A 14,909-nucleotide genomic window follows, 5' to 3' on the forward strand; every position below is an offset into this window, starting at 1 on the left:
ACTTGCTGAAGCAACATGGTTGTCGTAAAGCATGGATTATTCTATAATGAAGTAATTGATAATCATTTTCAATTAGATTCGGTGAAAGACGAATATGCACGTAATCAGGAGGGGAATATGAATCCTAACCCTAGCTTACATACATTTGGTTCAAGTGCGTTTGTTCAGACCCGCGATGGTCGCAAACTACATTATATGTCCAGGGGAACAGGAGAGCTGACGGTTGTATTTGAGTCCGGTATGGGTGCCTCCAGATCAACCTGGGGACTGGTTGCACCAGCCATTGCTGAGCATGCACGTGCAGTCGTGTATGACAGGGCAGGGGCGGGACGAAGTGATGTCGACTCGGCTCCCCGCAGCCTTGAACGCATTGCAGGGGACCTTGGGGAACTGCTGACAGCTCTGAGCCCGGGCCCATTCATTCTGGTTGGACATAGCTGGGGCGGTCCGATTGTACGGGCTGCGGCAGCTGCACATCTATCTCGATTACGTGGCATTATTCTGGTAGATCCATCAGACGAGCATTGCAAAATGTATTTTTCCAAGCTTACTAAAAAGAGCTTTGCCATCAATGGTTTCATTATTCCAATCATGGCGCGGACTGGCTTATATAAGATGCTTGGCAGCAAAGCTGGAAGTGTTCAGCCTGACGATGTGGCAGCGGATCACCTCAAGGAGGATTTCACTGTACGGGCAGCCAGCACGATGCTTGCAGAAGGCAAAACGTTTCTGGATGACATGGCAACGTTGCTGGAACATCCTCCGGCTCTGGGTAATCTGGAAGTTAGCGTGATCTCGGGTACGAACCCGGGCAAGGGAGAGGGGAAAATCAGACCTGCCCTCATCACGGCGCATCGCCAGACGGTGAGCCAGCTATCCAATGCGAGATGGATTGGGGCCGATCAATCGGGACATATGGTTATGTATACAGACCCTCAGGTCATTATTGATGAGATTTTACGAATGATAAATGATGAGAGCTCAGGCGCAAGAATAGATCAAAAGTGATACAATACAAAGAAAAGCAGTGCGCGACATTGCTAGACCATAAAAGCGGAGTGTGGAGACAACATGAAACCAGTTGAACAAGAACCAACGGGAACCACAAGTCCCGGTCGTGCCAGTGTTGGCATGGAAGATATCGTACGCGCACATCATGTGCTGCGTGAGGTCATTGTAAGAACGCCGTTACAGCGGGATGCTGTATTGTCGGCCAAATATAACTGTAATGTGTATCTGAAAAGGGAAGACCTTCAAGTGGTACGTTCGTTCAAAATTCGGGGCGCCTATAATATGATTCGCAGTCTGACACCAGCCGAGATGGAGAAGGGTATTGTCTGTGCAAGTGCGGGCAACCACGCTCAGGGTGTTGCTTTTAGCTGTAATGCGCTCGGAATTAACGGCAAAATCTTCATGCCGAGTACAACGCCGAACCAGAAGGTGAAGCAAGTGAGACGTTTTGGCGGCAGCAACGTTGAAGTGGTGCTGATCGGAGATACGTATGACGATGCATACGCAGAAGCAATGCGTGCATGTGACGAACAGGGCATGACGTTCATCCATCCTTTTGATCAACCGAAGATTATTGCAGGTAATGGTACGGTAGCGATGGAAATCATGGAAAGTCTCGACGAGAATGCCGACTATGTATTCGTGACGATTGGTGGCGGAGGGTTGGCAGCCGGAGTGGGAACCTACATGAAGACCGTGAGTCCAGAGACACGCATCATTGGAGTTGAGCCACTTGGGGCAGCTTCCATGAGTGAGGCGATGTTCCGCAAACAGGTTGTGACGTTGGATGATATTGATAAATTCGTGGATGGTGCAGCGGTGAAACGGGTTGGCGATCTCACCTTTGATATCTGCAACAGTATACTTGATGACATTGTGAAAGTGCCGGAAGGCAAAGCCTGCACAACTATTCTGGAACTCTATAATGAAAATGCGATCGTGGTTGAGCCTGCCGGTTCCTTGGCTGTTGCGGCGCTTGAGCAATATCGTGAGCAAATCGTGGGCAAGACGGTGGTCTGTGTTATTAGTGGCGGAAACAACGATATCGACCGGATGCAGGAGATCAAGGAACGTTCCCTGATCTATGAAGGTCTGAAGTATTATTTCATGGTTAATTTCCCGCAGCGTGCAGGAGCTTTACGTGAATTCCTGGAGGAAGTTCTAGGGAAGAATGATGATATCACCCGGTTTGAATATACGAAAAAGCATGATAAGGAAAATGGCCCTGCCTTGGTGGGCATCGAGCTGATGTACAAGGAAGATTACCACCCGCTCATTGAACGCATGAACCGCAAAGGTATCGCCTATACCGAACTGAACAAAAATCTAAATCTGTTCAACATGTTAATCTGATGAATAATTCCAAAATGCAATTAAATCACCAAGAAACATCTCCTCTGATCAGACCTGCACGCATAGAAGATGCTGATCAGGTTATTCCTTTGCTGTATCAGGCGATAGGAGACATTGCATACGCGCTTGCGGGTGAGGCGGATCATGAGAAGGCGATGCAGATTTTGCAGGAGTTCTATGTACAGGAAAACAACCGGATTAGCTATCGTCATGTGACAGTGATGGAGCAGGATGGGCTGATTGCGGGGATTCTGGTCGCCTATGATGGCGGAGAAGCAGATCGTCTGGACCAGCCGATTCTGGATCGACCTGGACGAAGCCGGGATGAGAAGTATGCATTGGTCAAAGAAACCCGTCCGGGGGAGTATTATCTGGATACTCTCTCGGTAAGTGAAGCTTATCAGGGGCAGGGCATCGGCCGGGCACTGATGGCTGCTTTTGAGCAGCAGGGCAGAGATCTGGGTCACTCGCAGGTATCCCTGATTGTAGAACGAGACAACGGCCGTGCGCTAATGCTGTACGAACGGCAGGGATATGTCAAAGATGACGTGATTGTCATCGCAGGACATGAGTATAATCATATGGTCAAACCGATTCAATAGTGCAGGGAGCTGACGGATTGAGTTAGCTGTGACTATAGAAACAAGAAGAAACCGCCACAGGGGTGAGTCCTGTGGCGGTTTTTGTCGTGGTTATCTGTTGGAATTTAGCCTGAATTTGAAACGGATGTTAACCTTGGGGACAGATTAACTTAATAATTCGCATAGTCGCTGACCGGCACATTCTGCTCCAGCCATTTCTCGACAGCAGCCGTTTTCTCGAATTTGGCTTCGGTTACGATGTCCATGAACTTTTCAAGTTTGGTCAGGAAGGCACTGTCTTCGGATGAGTTACGTTGTAAGACAGCTTTGTAACCTTTCTGGGCATTGGCTGTCATTTTGTTCGTTTCATAGTCAAATAAAGGCGTATTATTCAGGCCATAAAAGGTATACAAGGTATAGTTATTCATCAGGTTCTTAACCTGTTGTACCCGATTGGACTTCGGATATTCGTTCAGGAATCGTTCCTGATTCAAAGCGCGATTGAGTATCTCCTGATAGCCAATGACCAGTGCACCATCATCGGCGGCAAGGTTGCTGGTTTCAACTGCCATGATATTAATGTATTGTTTGATGTCTGGTTTCACGTACGAGATATATTTCTGAAAAGCCATATAATTCATGATCGGATAGAGGGAACCTTCCAGCATAACCAGGCGATAACCGCTATCCCGTGCTTGCTGGAGCAGTGCACACAGACTGGTGTCGTTGGTACGGGACATGAGTGTGGTGAAGCTATCATTCAACTTGTAAGCCTTGATCATTTTGTCCTGAACGTTAGGAACGAGCAGGCGGTCCGTCATGGCTGTTAACGCCTTGTTGCGGGCATTCTCCAGCTGTAAGACCATCAGGGTTGCATGATGAGTCGTAACTTGATCGATATGAGATTCGAGTTAAATATCCGCGGCAGGCAAGCCGTTCTTTTTGTAGAGCATGGACTGAAATGTTTTATATATCGTTGTTGAACTGGCAGTTGTGACTTTGGTATCTGTACTGGAAGAAGCGGCAGCAGCGACTCCAGATAATGGAGCGACAGCCGTTTGGAGCAGCATGAGGATGGCGGTGGCTGTAATGAAGGTGCGCATGCCTTTACGTTTGGCAGATTGGAGCAATGATGTCATAGATATGAACCTCCCGTAGTTGAGAAAATGATAGGTGTTGTTCACTAGTCACTATACATTAACCCAATTGGTGCTGGATGTGGTTGCGGAATGGTGACAAATTCTTCTGTTATTTTTAACTTTTGGAGGGTGGAAGATAGAGGGAGATTTCTGAGAAAATATTTTTTGTACAACTGGAAACTTTTGAGCTGATCGGAACGTCTTATTTGTGCATAGGTAAATACAGGAATTAATGAAAAGAACAGCGAATCTACTTCGATGTTAACTAAATGCGAGAATGGGGATATGGGATATGAGGAAAGCGGGAGGAAAACAAGTGAAGAAGGTAATGTCAGCGCTAGCTGTATCAGCCATGCTGATGTCCGCACTTCCAACGTCGGTTATGGATGCAGCTGCGAGGATCAGTATATATATTAATGATGCAGAGTTATCATCTGCTCAGGCACCTGTGATGAAAGGTGGACGCGTACTGGTTCCGCTTCGGTCGATATTTGAAGGATTGGATGCGAAGGTACAGTACACGAACAGAACCAAAACGATTGTTGCAACTCGCGACGATCAGGAAGTTACTTTGACACTTGGTTCCAAAACGGCATACATCAACGGGGAAGCGATATCGCTGGATGTACCTGCGAACACGATTAAGGGCAACACGATGGTTCCGATTCGTTTTGTCAGTGAAGCTTTTGGAGAAAAAGTATTCTGGAACTCACGCAATCAGCGTGTAGATATCAAGACAACAGCAACACCTCCAGTAGATGAGACACAATATGCTGCATGGAACATCTATGGTTCGGTATCCGGAAGTAACGGAGATGGTCGTGACTTGACCGTGAGCTTCACACGTCCAACTTCAGAGAAGGCGGTATCAGCTTACCGGATTATGCTGGTGAAAACTCGTGATGTGAATAGCTTCACGGAGTCCTCAGCAACTGCCGTACCTTCTGCGAACTATACATCCGTTACACCAAATGGCAGTAACCCGAAACTGACACTTAATGCACAGACGCGTGACGTAAACGGGGATCTGCTTAACAGCAATGAAACGTATCGCCTGTATGTACTGACTGTTGGTAACAGCAGTAATAATTATAAAAATGCATTGAACTGGTCTTCCCAAGCATTGAAGCTCAATAATGTGAAATCCACAGTACAGGCAGTTACAAGTCTGCGTGCCGCAGATATTAGTGACTATGGCGATGGCCGCGATCTGGAGATTAACTTCACGCAGCCGAGCACAACATCGAACATTACGTATTATCGTGCTTTTGTTGTTAAAGCGAAGGACTCTTCTGCGTTCAATCTGGCTGCAGCGAACAAAGTGTCCAGTGCAAACTCCACGATCATATACAAAGGAAACAGTACCGCAGTGAAAAGCCAGCTGACTTCTTCGACACGGGATACGTCTGGCGAGATGATTAAAAGCGGCACCGCGTATGTGGTCTACATCTTGTCGGTAAGCACTAATACAACAACAGACAGCAAGCTGTCCGCGGCATCCTCTTCACTTACGCTGTCCGTGAACACAGCAACGTCTCCAGTAATTACGCAGGTGAAGGATAACTCGGATTATGGAGATGGTCGTGATATTCAGGTGAGCTTCAACCGTTCATCGGATGAGTCCAAGGTGGCGAATTATCGCGTCTTCGTGGTGCGTAACTCGGTTGCCAGCAACTTCAATCTGACAACGGCAAGTAACCTGTCCTCCAGTCTGTACTATACGGTAAATAAAACAGGTAACAACATTACAACGACTTTGCCTTCATCCATGAAGGACACAAGCGGTTATAATGTAACGAATCTGCAAGATTATCGCATCTTTGTGATGGCGGTGGGCAACCAGCAAAATGGATACACCAATGCGCTGTCAGCTTCCTCCACTGTGCTGAGACTTACAACGACCGGTAACGCGGGAGTCATTAGTAACCTGGCTGTTGCTGATATTAGTGACTACGGTGATGGACGTGATCTACGGATTTCTTTCAACAAGGCCGCGGATGAATCCAGAATCTCTGCCTACCGAGTATATGTAGTTCGTTCCGCTAATGTGGGCAGCTTCACACTAAGCGCAGCTAATGCGTCAAACAACTATACGCAGGTGAGCAAAACGGGTGGTAACCTGTCCGTTACGCTTCCAAACTATGCGGTAGATACCAATGGTTACACCATTACCAATAACGTTGCTTATCGGGTATTCGTGCTGTCAGTGAATAACAACGGAAACTCCAGTCAAAATGCTTTGTCTGGTTACTCTTCCCAAATTACGTTGGCACAGAATGCAGCTGTAACGGTTCCGAGCAATGTGGTTGCAACTGATATTGGGGATACTGGAGATGGACGTGATCTGCGTGTAACGTTCACTAAATCCGCAGATGAGACAAATGTGAATCACTATCGGGTGTTTGTAGTGAAAAATGCAAATGCAGGCAGCTTCAATCTGAACGTAGCCAATACAGTGAATAGCTCGAATTATACGTATGTAAGTAGAACTGGAAGCAACCAGACGATTACTTTATCTAATGGTTCGAGAACAGTGGATGGTGACTTGATCCGTAATGATGTAGGCTATCGAGTGTACGTGATGGCTGTTAATAATAACACGTCTTTAGCGAATGCGATATCGTCAGCCTCCGGTATAGCCACACTGACTTCAAATTCCGCTGTAGCAGTGGCCAGTAATGTGAATGCAACCGTTAAAGATCAAGGACAGTCTGGAACGCCTTCGGATGTAACAATAACCTTTAATAAGGCAACTAACGAAACCAATATCTCCAATTATCGTATCTTGATTGTGCCTGCTAACCAAGTGAGTGGATTCAATACAAGTTCTGCTCTTGGAATTAATTCTTTTATTGAAATCAACAAAAACAATGCAGGCAGTCCGGTAGTACTAAACGGTGGACATCGAGATATTAATGGTAGTGTCCTTGTAGCTGGACAGAAATACAGAGTATTTGTCTTGTCCGTTTCGGACAGTACATCACGTGTTTCCAATCTGTCCTCTGCTTCCAATGAGTTTAATATCTTTACACAAGCAACTGCGGTTCAAACTGCTACTATTACAGGCCTTCAAAATACAAGTACTGTAACCGAAGCGAGTTATAAGCTTAGCTTTACTAAACCAACTTCTGAAACTGGGATTTCTGCATACCGACTCTTTATTGTTAAAGGAACAGATAATTTGGATATTACTACAGCAAGCTCTAACACTAGCTACCCAATTGGAAATCCTGCAGCGGTTGAAGTTACTTTAACGAAATCAGCTATAGATTCAACTGGAGCCAATCTGGTGGAAGGAGGCGAGTACAAGGTGTATATTCTTTCAGTTGCTGCAAATACAACAACGAATAAACATACACTTTCAGGCCCATCGGATACATTCAAGCTTGAAAAAGCTCAGCCTACGCCTACACAGGAGCAGACGTCTACTACCAATCCACCAGCCTCAAGTGAGGGGCAAACACCTCCACAGGAGTGAATGTAAAAATTTACACTGAAACAAACTCGAACACCCTTTCCATTCGGAAAGGGTGTTCGAGTTATGTATGAACGACAATCGTCTGGCGTGAATTTCAAACTCGCTTTTTGAAAATCTTGTCGTCAAAAAGGTTCCTAAGACCATTGTTACATCGGGAACAAATAATGGATAATAAAGGGAAGTTGGCTATATAGATTGAACTAAATATTTACATGAAACGGAGTGGACAGTGTAAATATCTTTAGGTTACCTTATGTAAAAGCCTATGAGCCGAAAGGAATGATGGAATGCTTGCGTTTCGTTTGACGGGCCTGCCGGATTCCCGGTTGCCACTGTACCTGTATTGTGTGGGGACGCAGGAAGAGAAAGTTCTGCATAGACCGGATGGATTTCCGGTGTATCAGTTGTTTTTGTCACGCGATGGTGAAGGGCAGTTCAAGGTAACGGGAAAAGGGACATGGACGATGGGAGCAGGGCAGTTATTCATCGTGGAACCCGAGGTTGCGCATGAGTATGTGCCTCATTCCAAATCCAAAGGGGAACTGGGTTATATCGGTATTGGCGGTGCATCGGCTGGATCGGTACTACAATCCGCGGGTTTGCTTCAGAAAGAGCCGTACCATATCTCGGGTTTTGAAATCATCTGGTCACGCATGACCAATCTCTGGCACGCGCTGGATCAAGGAGCAACGGAGATGTGGAACACATCAACCCTGATCTACCAGCTCATTTTGGATATAGCACAATTGAAAATTTCATCTGATGTCGGCATAGGAGGTATTGGATCATCTAGGGCACAGGATGGCACTGTAAAACACTCTAATCGGGAGTCCGATCCGAGCAAGGATGCACTCGTCCGAGCAGTAGCATTGATGCATACGCACTACCAGGATGACCTGTTATTGAAGCATGTTGCTGACGCAGTGGGCTATTCGGTTCAGCATCTCAATCGATTATTTCATCATCATTATGGCGTGACAGGACATCAATATATGCAACGATTACGTTTGCAGAAGGCTTCGGACTGGATGGACAAGCATCCACGAGCAAGTGTGCGAGAGGCGGCAGAGACCGTAGGGATGGAAGTGAACTATTTTATCCGGATGTTCAAGCGGGAGTTTGGAGAGACACCGGGTAAAGGAATCAAACATCGGAACCAGCTCCAAATGGAAAAAGACCTCACGAATTCGTGAGCGTTCCTGTGCCCATGTCACGTGTACCTAATATCAGAAGGGTTTAAATTCGTCAGAACATGAAAAAGGGACCCTCAAGGCCCCTTAATCGATTTTATAACGTGTTATGCAGTTTTCTTTTGTCCAAATAAAGGCCTTACCGTTGCAAGTCCCACAACTCCGATCACTGCACTCACCCACGGAGCCAGTGCAAATACCGGAAGTTTATCACGCAGTGGATACCCTACAAACAGCACAAGGACCACGATGACGATGTAGATGATGATTCCCTTAAGGTTAACTTTAGGTACGGTGTTCTTGTCCGCTCCTTCATCGTCCGGTCGCTCAGCAAGGCGGCGCAGCATCTCCACCAATGCAATCCCGCCAACTGCCGCAACGAGCAGAGAGAACAGACTGATGTGTTGGAACGGCTCCGTATCTCCGCCAGTCCAGCCCACGAACAATCCCACACATCCTTGAATCAACATGACAAAAGACAAAGCCGCCCAAGCGATCATGGCATACCACTTTGGTGTCCGTTTCACAGGCTCTGGATTCTCAGTTAGCTGTGGTTCTACAGCGTTGGCATTCTTTTTCGATGAAGCTGTTGAACTATTACCACGGGTTGGGCTTGATTTACCCACCTCAACGGCAGCCGTCTTCTCCGGTGCTGTATTTGTAATCCCGAGCTGTGCATGGATGTCTTGTTCCAGATCAGGTCCGTATAACTCGCGAGCAGATTTGTTATCCCGCTGAGCCTGTACGATCGCTCTTCCTGCGGAGAGTATCCACTCTTCCTGTGTTCTCTCGTCCGCTGGCGCATGACGTGCAATTGTGCTGATCTCGTCATACAGTTTCACATGTTCAGGTGTCATTCGACTCATCTCAGTTATTTGCCGATTCTGTATTTCTTTAAGCTTCTTATAGGAAATCCCCAATGATTGCTCCCCCTGTCTACACACGTTCTGATCTTCCAATTGACTGAAGACCCTGACGGTATTTTAGTATACGGGAAGGGCTCTCGTTTCGCAAAGTCATTCCTTATAAAAAAGCTGCTCATGGTGGACCCATATCCATACACAGGCCAGTATAACACAGGTGCATAACAGCACCAGTTTACCGTGATGTTGAATCCATTCCAGTAGATGTTCCATGAATTCATTCCTTTCGGCAGAAGGATTCCGAGGCATATGCTACCTATGTTTGTTCGTTTATTTTCCCCCGTTCATGTGAAAAAATACCCTCACGCCTCCCAGATCTAACGATTGTGTGAAGTATGCATAAAGAGCAGCCGATTCCATCACAATAGTAGCATTTCCAACAGAAATCCAAGATTGGAGTGTGCTTGTTATGGATAAACAAACAGAATTGACGCGGAAGCTGTTACTGAACAGCAACTCCCGTGGAGTCGTGGACGAGGTTGTATCCTTTGAAGAGAACCTGGAGGATACGGAGTATGCAGAAGAACTGACAGATGGCAATTTGAAGGGAAGAAGTTTCTGGGACAATAGTGATTCGGGTCATGAGCATGAGTGGAATGGACGGGTGGAGACCCACGAGATGTTCCGTAGAAGCTACGAATAACGATCCTGCAACACTTGGTTTGAATTCCAAATGATATCCGGGCCAGCTGTCATCAGCGTGGCTCATTTTTTTGTGCTTATTATCCGATAAAATGTAGATTGGTAGTCGACGTAGAAAGGGTTCTTACTTACGTTGACTTGAAGGTTACGGGATGATAATATATGAATAACATCTTAATACACACTAAACTTATCGGATTATATATATTTAATAAATGGAAGTTAACAGGCTAAGCGTGGAAAGGGGAAATCGGTATGGAACGTCAGATCAGTATCCGTCATGGACAGGAAGAATTAACAGCCACGATTCATTATCCGGTCGTGAAAGATATCAAGGAGGAGAAGAGTCAGCAGCGAGTACCTCTGGCAGTCATCTGCCACGGCTTCGTTGGTAGCCGGATCGGCGTGGACCGTTTGTTTGTAAAGACTGCACGGGAGCTGGCTGAAGACGGTTATCTGGTCCTGCGTTTCGATTATATCGGTTGCGGAGAGAGCAGCGGGGAGTACGGAGCGGAGGGACTGGAGTCCATGGTGCTGCAGACCCGTTCGGTGCTGGACTACGCGGTGAATTGCAGTGATGTAGATCCTACGCGTGTTACGCTGATTGGTCATAGTCTGGGTGGTGCCGTTGCATTGCTAACTGCTGTACGTGACAAACGTGTCAAAAACCTGGTTATGTGGTCCTCCGTGGGTTATCCATTCAATGATATCGTGAAGATTACGGGACGGGAAGTATACGATGAAGGCGTGAAGCTGGGTGCGGCTGATTATCTGGGATACAAATTCACACCGACGTTCTTCGAGTCTCTTGCTGAACAACAGCCATTCCAGGAAGCAGTTAAGTTTAGCGGAGATGTACTCGTCGTGCATGGCACGTCAGATGAGATTATTCCTGTAGACTACGCATTCCTGTATCAAAAGGTATTCTGGATGCGCCAAGAGGGCCGCTGTGACAAGGAGATCATCTTCCAGGGCGATCACACCTTCTCTTCAGGTAAAGAGCGGGAACAGCTAATTACGCGTACCAGAGAGTGGCTGGGCGAACGTCAGAAGATCGAGCAGGATTGGCAGCACTGGATGATATAAGTGGCAGGATTACAACTGTTTGGGGATGTCAGCTTGGAAAAGCGCCTTCTTAAGGGTAAAATAGAGGAGTAAGCATTCTATTCGTGTCTGGAGGTTGGCAGCAATGACATTACCCGCACTTTTCATTGCGCATGGTTCTCCCGCTCTGGCGGTGGAGAGCAATGACTACACTCACTTCTTGAACCAGCTTGGAGACAGGCTGCCGGCTCCGAAAGCCATTGTCGTATTTACGGCGCATTGGGATTGTCCTGAACCGTCCGTGACGATGGATGATACACATCAGACCTTGCATGATTTTTACGGATTTCCTTCTACGATGTATACGATGGAATACTCTGCATCTGGGCAGCCAGATTTAGCGAACGAGATATGTGCTTTGTTCACCCGCAGCAATCTGGCACATCAGCCGATTCGTGGCCGAGGGTTGGATCATGGCGTATGGGTACCGTTGCTCCATATGTATCCCGAGGCTAATATCCCTGTGATTGCTGTATCTGTAGACTCGCTGCGTACGCCGCAGGAACAGTATGATATTGGCCGAATGCTGGAACAGCTGCGGCATGATGATGTGTTAATCATTGGCAGCGGTGGAACGGTTCACAATTTGCGATTGCTGGGCAATACGGATGAACCGCAAGAGTGGGCGGTGGAATTTGATAACTGGATCGGGGAGCGCTTGCAGCATTGGAACACAAGAGAACTGTTTCAATATGAGAAAAAAGCCCCTCATGCACGCACGGCAGTTCCGTCGTATGGTACAGAACACATTGCACCTTTGTTCTACGCCATGGGTACAGCGGATATGTCCCGATCAGCGAAGCGTCTATTCCAGTCTTACCCTTACGGAACGCTCAGTTTGAACTGCTGGCAGTTTGGAGACGGCGTGTAACTTGGAACAGACAACAGCCTGATTATGGTGCTTGAAGCCAGTTTGGTACGCATAACATAACGTGTATTAATGCATACAATTACAATATATAAACAAAAGAAGGTTACTGTACACCCTTGAAGGGCTACAGTAACCTTTTTTCAATATGAGGACTTATTCATGCAATAGATCTTTATTTGCGGATTTCGAACAATTCACAGTCTGTACGCGAATGATAAGCGAGCTCACTGACACTGGATTGTACTACTACGGTGTTGCTGTCAAAACGGATAATGATGCCACCGGAGTCAATCTGGTGATTATCTTTAAAAACTCGAACCTTATACTTCATATTCATGGCTTCCTGGAAGTCCGCATCGGTCTCGAGACGTCGCTGGGTCGGCATATCGTGTACTCCTTTGAAGTTCAACTTTATTTCATCATAATACGATTTTCTGTGGATGGGCAAGTCAGTCGGGCATTCGGGCTGATTTTGAAAAGTAAAAAGCCCTGCTCTCCAGGGGGATTGGGAGCAGGGCCGAGAATTCTATGAATGATTGTTTAAGCTGTTTTTTGAGTAGGGCTAATCGTTGGTGTGTCTTTAGGAAGATTTCCTTTGTTGTTACGAGTGAACAATCCGCGAAGGTAAGGCAGTACCCAGTGATCCAGACCGATTTTACCTGCATTTGCACCAGCAACGACAAGGAAGATTTCCATTACAACCAGTTGAGCATTCGTGCTTACTGTCCCCGAGAAGAGGAACGCGAAGTTCATGACCATAGCCATCAGTGCTGCTAGTGTAGTGAAGCAACCGAGGATGAGACCCAAACCTACAAGGAATTCACCCAATGGGATAACGAAGTCGAAGAGTCCTGCGTTTGGTACTGCGAATTTCTCAAGGAACGTTCCCCACCATGCTTGAACTGCTGGATGATCACCCGTTGTTTTTTCCAATGCCCCTGCAAGGAACCCGCCAGCTTCGAATCCGCCAGTCAATTTGCTCCATCCGTGAGTCATCCAATCATAACCGATATACACCCGAAGTACTGTCAAAATCCACATTGCTACTTTGTTTTCTCTAAGCCATTGGTTTGTGCTGAACATATGAACCACTCCTTCATGGAATCTAGTGTGTGTTGTTTTTGTTTTTTCTAAGTGATCACCTTTGATGTCTTTATTGTATAGTTCAAAAGTCGTTTTGTTTGTGATTAAAATCACAATCTAGTTCAAATTTTAAGTAAGGTTTGAGAAGTTCACATTTAGGACATATTTTTCTAGCTATATGCTGTTTCAAATGTGAATTTCAAGCTGTATCAAGGCCTTCTAGGCGGAGACAAATCGGATAGGGTGTGATTAAATGGAAAGAAATACGTGAAATGGTTGCCCACATGAGACATATATCACAACTTAGAACCAGGCCATATCGTTCAGGAGGTCCTATATTGAAGCTTTTTAAATGGAACAAAGCAGCATCGGCTGCATCTCTGTTTATTCTCTCATTAAGTCTTGTTGCCTGCCAAAACCAGGAGGTGGCACAGATGCCAGTTCAGCCAGAACCGACACCTGCACCTGTACAAGAAGAACACGTGGAGGAATCCAACACGTCTCTCTATACAGCACCTCTGACGGGTCTGCCTGTAGATGAAGCGATTACGCGTCGACCACTCGCCGTAATGATTAATAATGCACCCGCAGCTCGGCCCCAATCGGGTCTAAGTTCAGCCGATATCATTCTTGAAGTTCTCGCTGAGGGAGGCATTACCCGTTTCATAGCCATCTTCCAGAGTGGAGGCGGTGCGGAGACGGTTGGACCCGTTCGCAGTATACGTCCATATCTAATTGAGCTCGGCGAGAGTTATGATGGGGTACTTGTTCACGCCGGAGGCAGTCCGGAGGCGTATTCCATTTTGCAAAGGCAGCAGAAACAGCATATGGATGAAATCTCGAATGGTGGACCTTACTTCTGGCGTTCCTCGGATCGTAAAGCCCCACATAATCTGTATACTTCAGCGGACAAGCTGAGAGAAGGGTCAGACATCAAGGGTTATAGCCATGATTTCAAGTCGCCGGTATACAACTATAACGAAGAAGGCGCGACATCCGCAGGAGAGGCAGTGAAGCAATTCGATATCCATTATTTATTGGATAGTTACCGGGTGACGTATGATTATGATGAAGTTAGCGGACGATATATGAGAATGGTGAATGGCAAGGCAGATCAGGATCTGGATAATGGGACTCAACTTGGTGCAGCGAACATCATTGTGGCAGGTGCAGATCACAAGGTGCTCGATAGTGTAGGTCGGTTGTCCGTTAATTTGGAACAGGGCGGGGAAGCCATGCTTTTTCAAAAGGGCAAGATGATTCGTGGGCAGTGGGTGAAGAAGCAGGGGGACATTATACGGTTTGTTCAGGGTGGCAGTGAAGTTGCTCTTGTGCCGGGTAAAACCTTTATCAGCATTGTTCCTAACCAACCTGAATTTTCCAGTCATGTGAAGCTGGCTGTGCAGCAATAAAAGGATGTAATGAAAGAAAACAATGAAACATGTACTCATTTTGTCGTCGAAATGGCATTATATTTGTCTTTAGCGTGAAAAGTAGAATCGTGTCGATTTTGAATTTTGATGTCGAATTGTAA

General features: G+C 46.5%; 14 protein-coding genes. 9 read left to right on the forward strand and 5 right to left on the reverse strand.

All coding sequences use genetic code 11. The annotated features are described in order from the left end of the window. The first annotated feature begins 117 nt into the window (after positions 1 to 117). The 3 genes from BS614_RS07360 (at position 118) to BS614_RS07370 (ending at position 2,966) form a co-directional block, all read left to right on the forward strand. Positions 118 to 1,008: an alpha/beta fold hydrolase gene (locus tag BS614_RS07360; RefSeq protein ID WP_074096726.1), complete on the forward strand. Its 891-nt coding sequence runs from the start codon at positions 118 to 120 to the stop codon at positions 1,006 to 1,008. Positions 1,009 to 1,071: 63 nt separating this feature from the next. Continuing rightward, entirely contained in the window at positions 1,072 to 2,364 is a 1,293-nt protein-coding gene (ilvA, locus tag BS614_RS07365; RefSeq protein ID WP_017690682.1) for a threonine ammonia-lyase IlvA, read from the forward strand. After that, positions 2,364 to 2,966, forward strand: a complete 603-nt coding sequence (locus BS614_RS07370) for a GNAT family N-acetyltransferase (RefSeq protein ID WP_244898281.1) — start codon at positions 2,364 to 2,366, stop codon at positions 2,964 to 2,966. The genes ilvA and BS614_RS07370 overlap by 1 nt, the downstream gene beginning before the upstream one ends. 149 nt (positions 2,967 to 3,115) lie before the next feature. On the opposite strand, the gene BS614_RS07375 is transcribed toward BS614_RS07370, so the two are convergent. Together BS614_RS07375 and BS614_RS07380 are read right to left on the reverse strand one after the other, a co-directional pair. Next, the gene (locus BS614_RS07375) at positions 3,116 to 3,811 is read right to left on the reverse strand and encodes a hypothetical protein (RefSeq protein ID WP_157116040.1); all 696 of its coding nucleotides are present in this window, start codon (positions 3,809 to 3,811) and stop codon (positions 3,116 to 3,118) included. A gap of 45 nt (positions 3,812 to 3,856) precedes the next feature. Beyond that, a complete protein-coding gene (locus tag BS614_RS07380; protein ID WP_074093487.1) occupies positions 3,857 to 4,084 on the reverse strand; it encodes a hypothetical protein in 228 nt (75 codons plus the stop codon). 316 nt (positions 4,085 to 4,400) lie between these two features. Between BS614_RS07380 and BS614_RS07385 the strand changes: the two genes are divergently transcribed. Both BS614_RS07385 and BS614_RS07390 read left to right on the forward strand, forming a co-directional pair. After that, positions 4,401 to 7,562, forward strand: coding sequence for a copper amine oxidase N-terminal domain-containing protein (locus BS614_RS07385; RefSeq protein ID WP_167544387.1), 3,162 nt, complete (start codon positions 4,401 to 4,403; stop codon positions 7,560 to 7,562). A gap of 287 nt (positions 7,563 to 7,849) precedes the next feature. After that, a complete protein-coding gene (locus BS614_RS07390) occupies positions 7,850 to 8,755 on the forward strand; it encodes an AraC family transcriptional regulator (RefSeq protein ID WP_074093488.1) in 906 nt (301 codons plus the stop codon). 104 nt (positions 8,756 to 8,859) lie between these two features. Here the strand turns inward: BS614_RS07390 and BS614_RS31085 are convergent, their stop codons facing one another. Then, positions 8,860 to 9,672: a DUF1129 family protein gene (locus BS614_RS31085; protein ID WP_084174441.1), complete on the reverse strand. Its 813-nt coding sequence runs from the start codon at positions 9,670 to 9,672 to the stop codon at positions 8,860 to 8,862. A 412-nt stretch (positions 9,673 to 10,084) separates the two neighbouring features. Between BS614_RS31085 and BS614_RS07400 the strand changes: the two genes are divergently transcribed. From BS614_RS07400 to BS614_RS07410, 3 genes are all read left to right on the forward strand, one after another. Then, a complete protein-coding gene (locus BS614_RS07400; RefSeq protein WP_047840502.1) occupies positions 10,085 to 10,318 on the forward strand; it encodes a hypothetical protein in 234 nt (77 codons plus the stop codon). A gap of 254 nt (positions 10,319 to 10,572) precedes the next feature. Then, the gene (locus BS614_RS07405; protein ID WP_036606057.1) at positions 10,573 to 11,403 is read left to right on the forward strand and encodes an alpha/beta hydrolase; all 831 of its coding nucleotides are present in this window, start codon (positions 10,573 to 10,575) and stop codon (positions 11,401 to 11,403) included. A 103-nt stretch (positions 11,404 to 11,506) separates the two neighbouring features. Beyond that, positions 11,507 to 12,292, forward strand: coding sequence for a DODA-type extradiol aromatic ring-opening family dioxygenase (locus tag BS614_RS07410; protein WP_074093489.1), 786 nt, complete (start codon positions 11,507 to 11,509; stop codon positions 12,290 to 12,292). Positions 12,293 to 12,464: 172 nt separating this feature from the next. Here BS614_RS07410 and BS614_RS07415 read toward each other — a convergent pair whose 3' ends face one another. Together BS614_RS07415 and BS614_RS07420 are read right to left on the reverse strand one after the other, a co-directional pair. Next, positions 12,465 to 12,677 (reverse strand): hypothetical protein, encoded by a 213-nt coding sequence (locus tag BS614_RS07415; protein WP_017690673.1) that lies wholly within the window; start codon positions 12,675 to 12,677, stop codon positions 12,465 to 12,467. 155 nt (positions 12,678 to 12,832) lie between these two features. Then, entirely contained in the window at positions 12,833 to 13,375 is a 543-nt protein-coding gene (locus BS614_RS07420) for a DoxX family protein (RefSeq protein WP_017690672.1), read from the reverse strand. 338 nt (positions 13,376 to 13,713) lie between these two features. Here BS614_RS07420 and BS614_RS07425 point away from each other — a divergent pair, with 338 nt between their 5' ends. Next, positions 13,714 to 14,787 (forward strand): DUF3048 domain-containing protein, encoded by a 1,074-nt coding sequence (locus tag BS614_RS07425; RefSeq protein ID WP_084174442.1) that lies wholly within the window; start codon positions 13,714 to 13,716, stop codon positions 14,785 to 14,787. Positions 14,788 to 14,909 lie beyond the last annotated feature (122 nt).

Source organism: Paenibacillus xylanexedens (assembly GCF_001908275.1).
GTDB classification, from domain to species: Bacteria; Bacillota; Bacilli; order Paenibacillales; family Paenibacillaceae; genus Paenibacillus; species Paenibacillus xylanexedens_A.

Bases quoted from the DNA above. Each gene is read 5' to 3' on its own strand.
- BS614_RS07410 (WP_074093489.1), top strand. From the start codon at position 11,507: ATGACATTACCCGCACTTTTCATTGCGCATGGTTCTCCCGCTCTGGCG.
- BS614_RS07405 (WP_036606057.1), top strand. From the start codon at position 10,573: ATGGAACGTCAGATCAGTATCCGTCATGGACAGGAAGAATTAACAGCC.
- BS614_RS07375 (WP_157116040.1), bottom strand. From the start codon at position 3,811: ATGGTCTTACAGCTGGAGAATGCCCGCAACAAGGCGTTAACAGCCATG.
- BS614_RS07360 (WP_074096726.1), top strand. From the start codon at position 118: ATGAATCCTAACCCTAGCTTACATACATTTGGTTCAAGTGCGTTTGTT.
- BS614_RS07390 (WP_074093488.1), top strand. From the start codon at position 7,850: ATGCTTGCGTTTCGTTTGACGGGCCTGCCGGATTCCCGGTTGCCACTG.
- BS614_RS07420 (WP_017690672.1), bottom strand. From the start codon at position 13,375: ATGTTCAGCACAAACCAATGGCTTAGAGAAAACAAAGTAGCAATGTGG.
- BS614_RS07415 (WP_017690673.1), bottom strand. From the start codon at position 12,677: ATGCCGACCCAGCGACGTCTCGAGACCGATGCGGACTTCCAGGAAGCC.
- ilvA (WP_017690682.1), top strand. From the start codon at position 1,072: ATGAAACCAGTTGAACAAGAACCAACGGGAACCACAAGTCCCGGTCGT.
- BS614_RS07370 (WP_244898281.1), top strand. From the start codon at position 2,364: ATGAATAATTCCAAAATGCAATTAAATCACCAAGAAACATCTCCTCTG.
- BS614_RS07400 (WP_047840502.1), top strand. From the start codon at position 10,085: ATGGATAAACAAACAGAATTGACGCGGAAGCTGTTACTGAACAGCAAC.
- BS614_RS07380 (WP_074093487.1), bottom strand. From the start codon at position 4,084: ATGACATCATTGCTCCAATCTGCCAAACGTAAAGGCATGCGCACCTTC.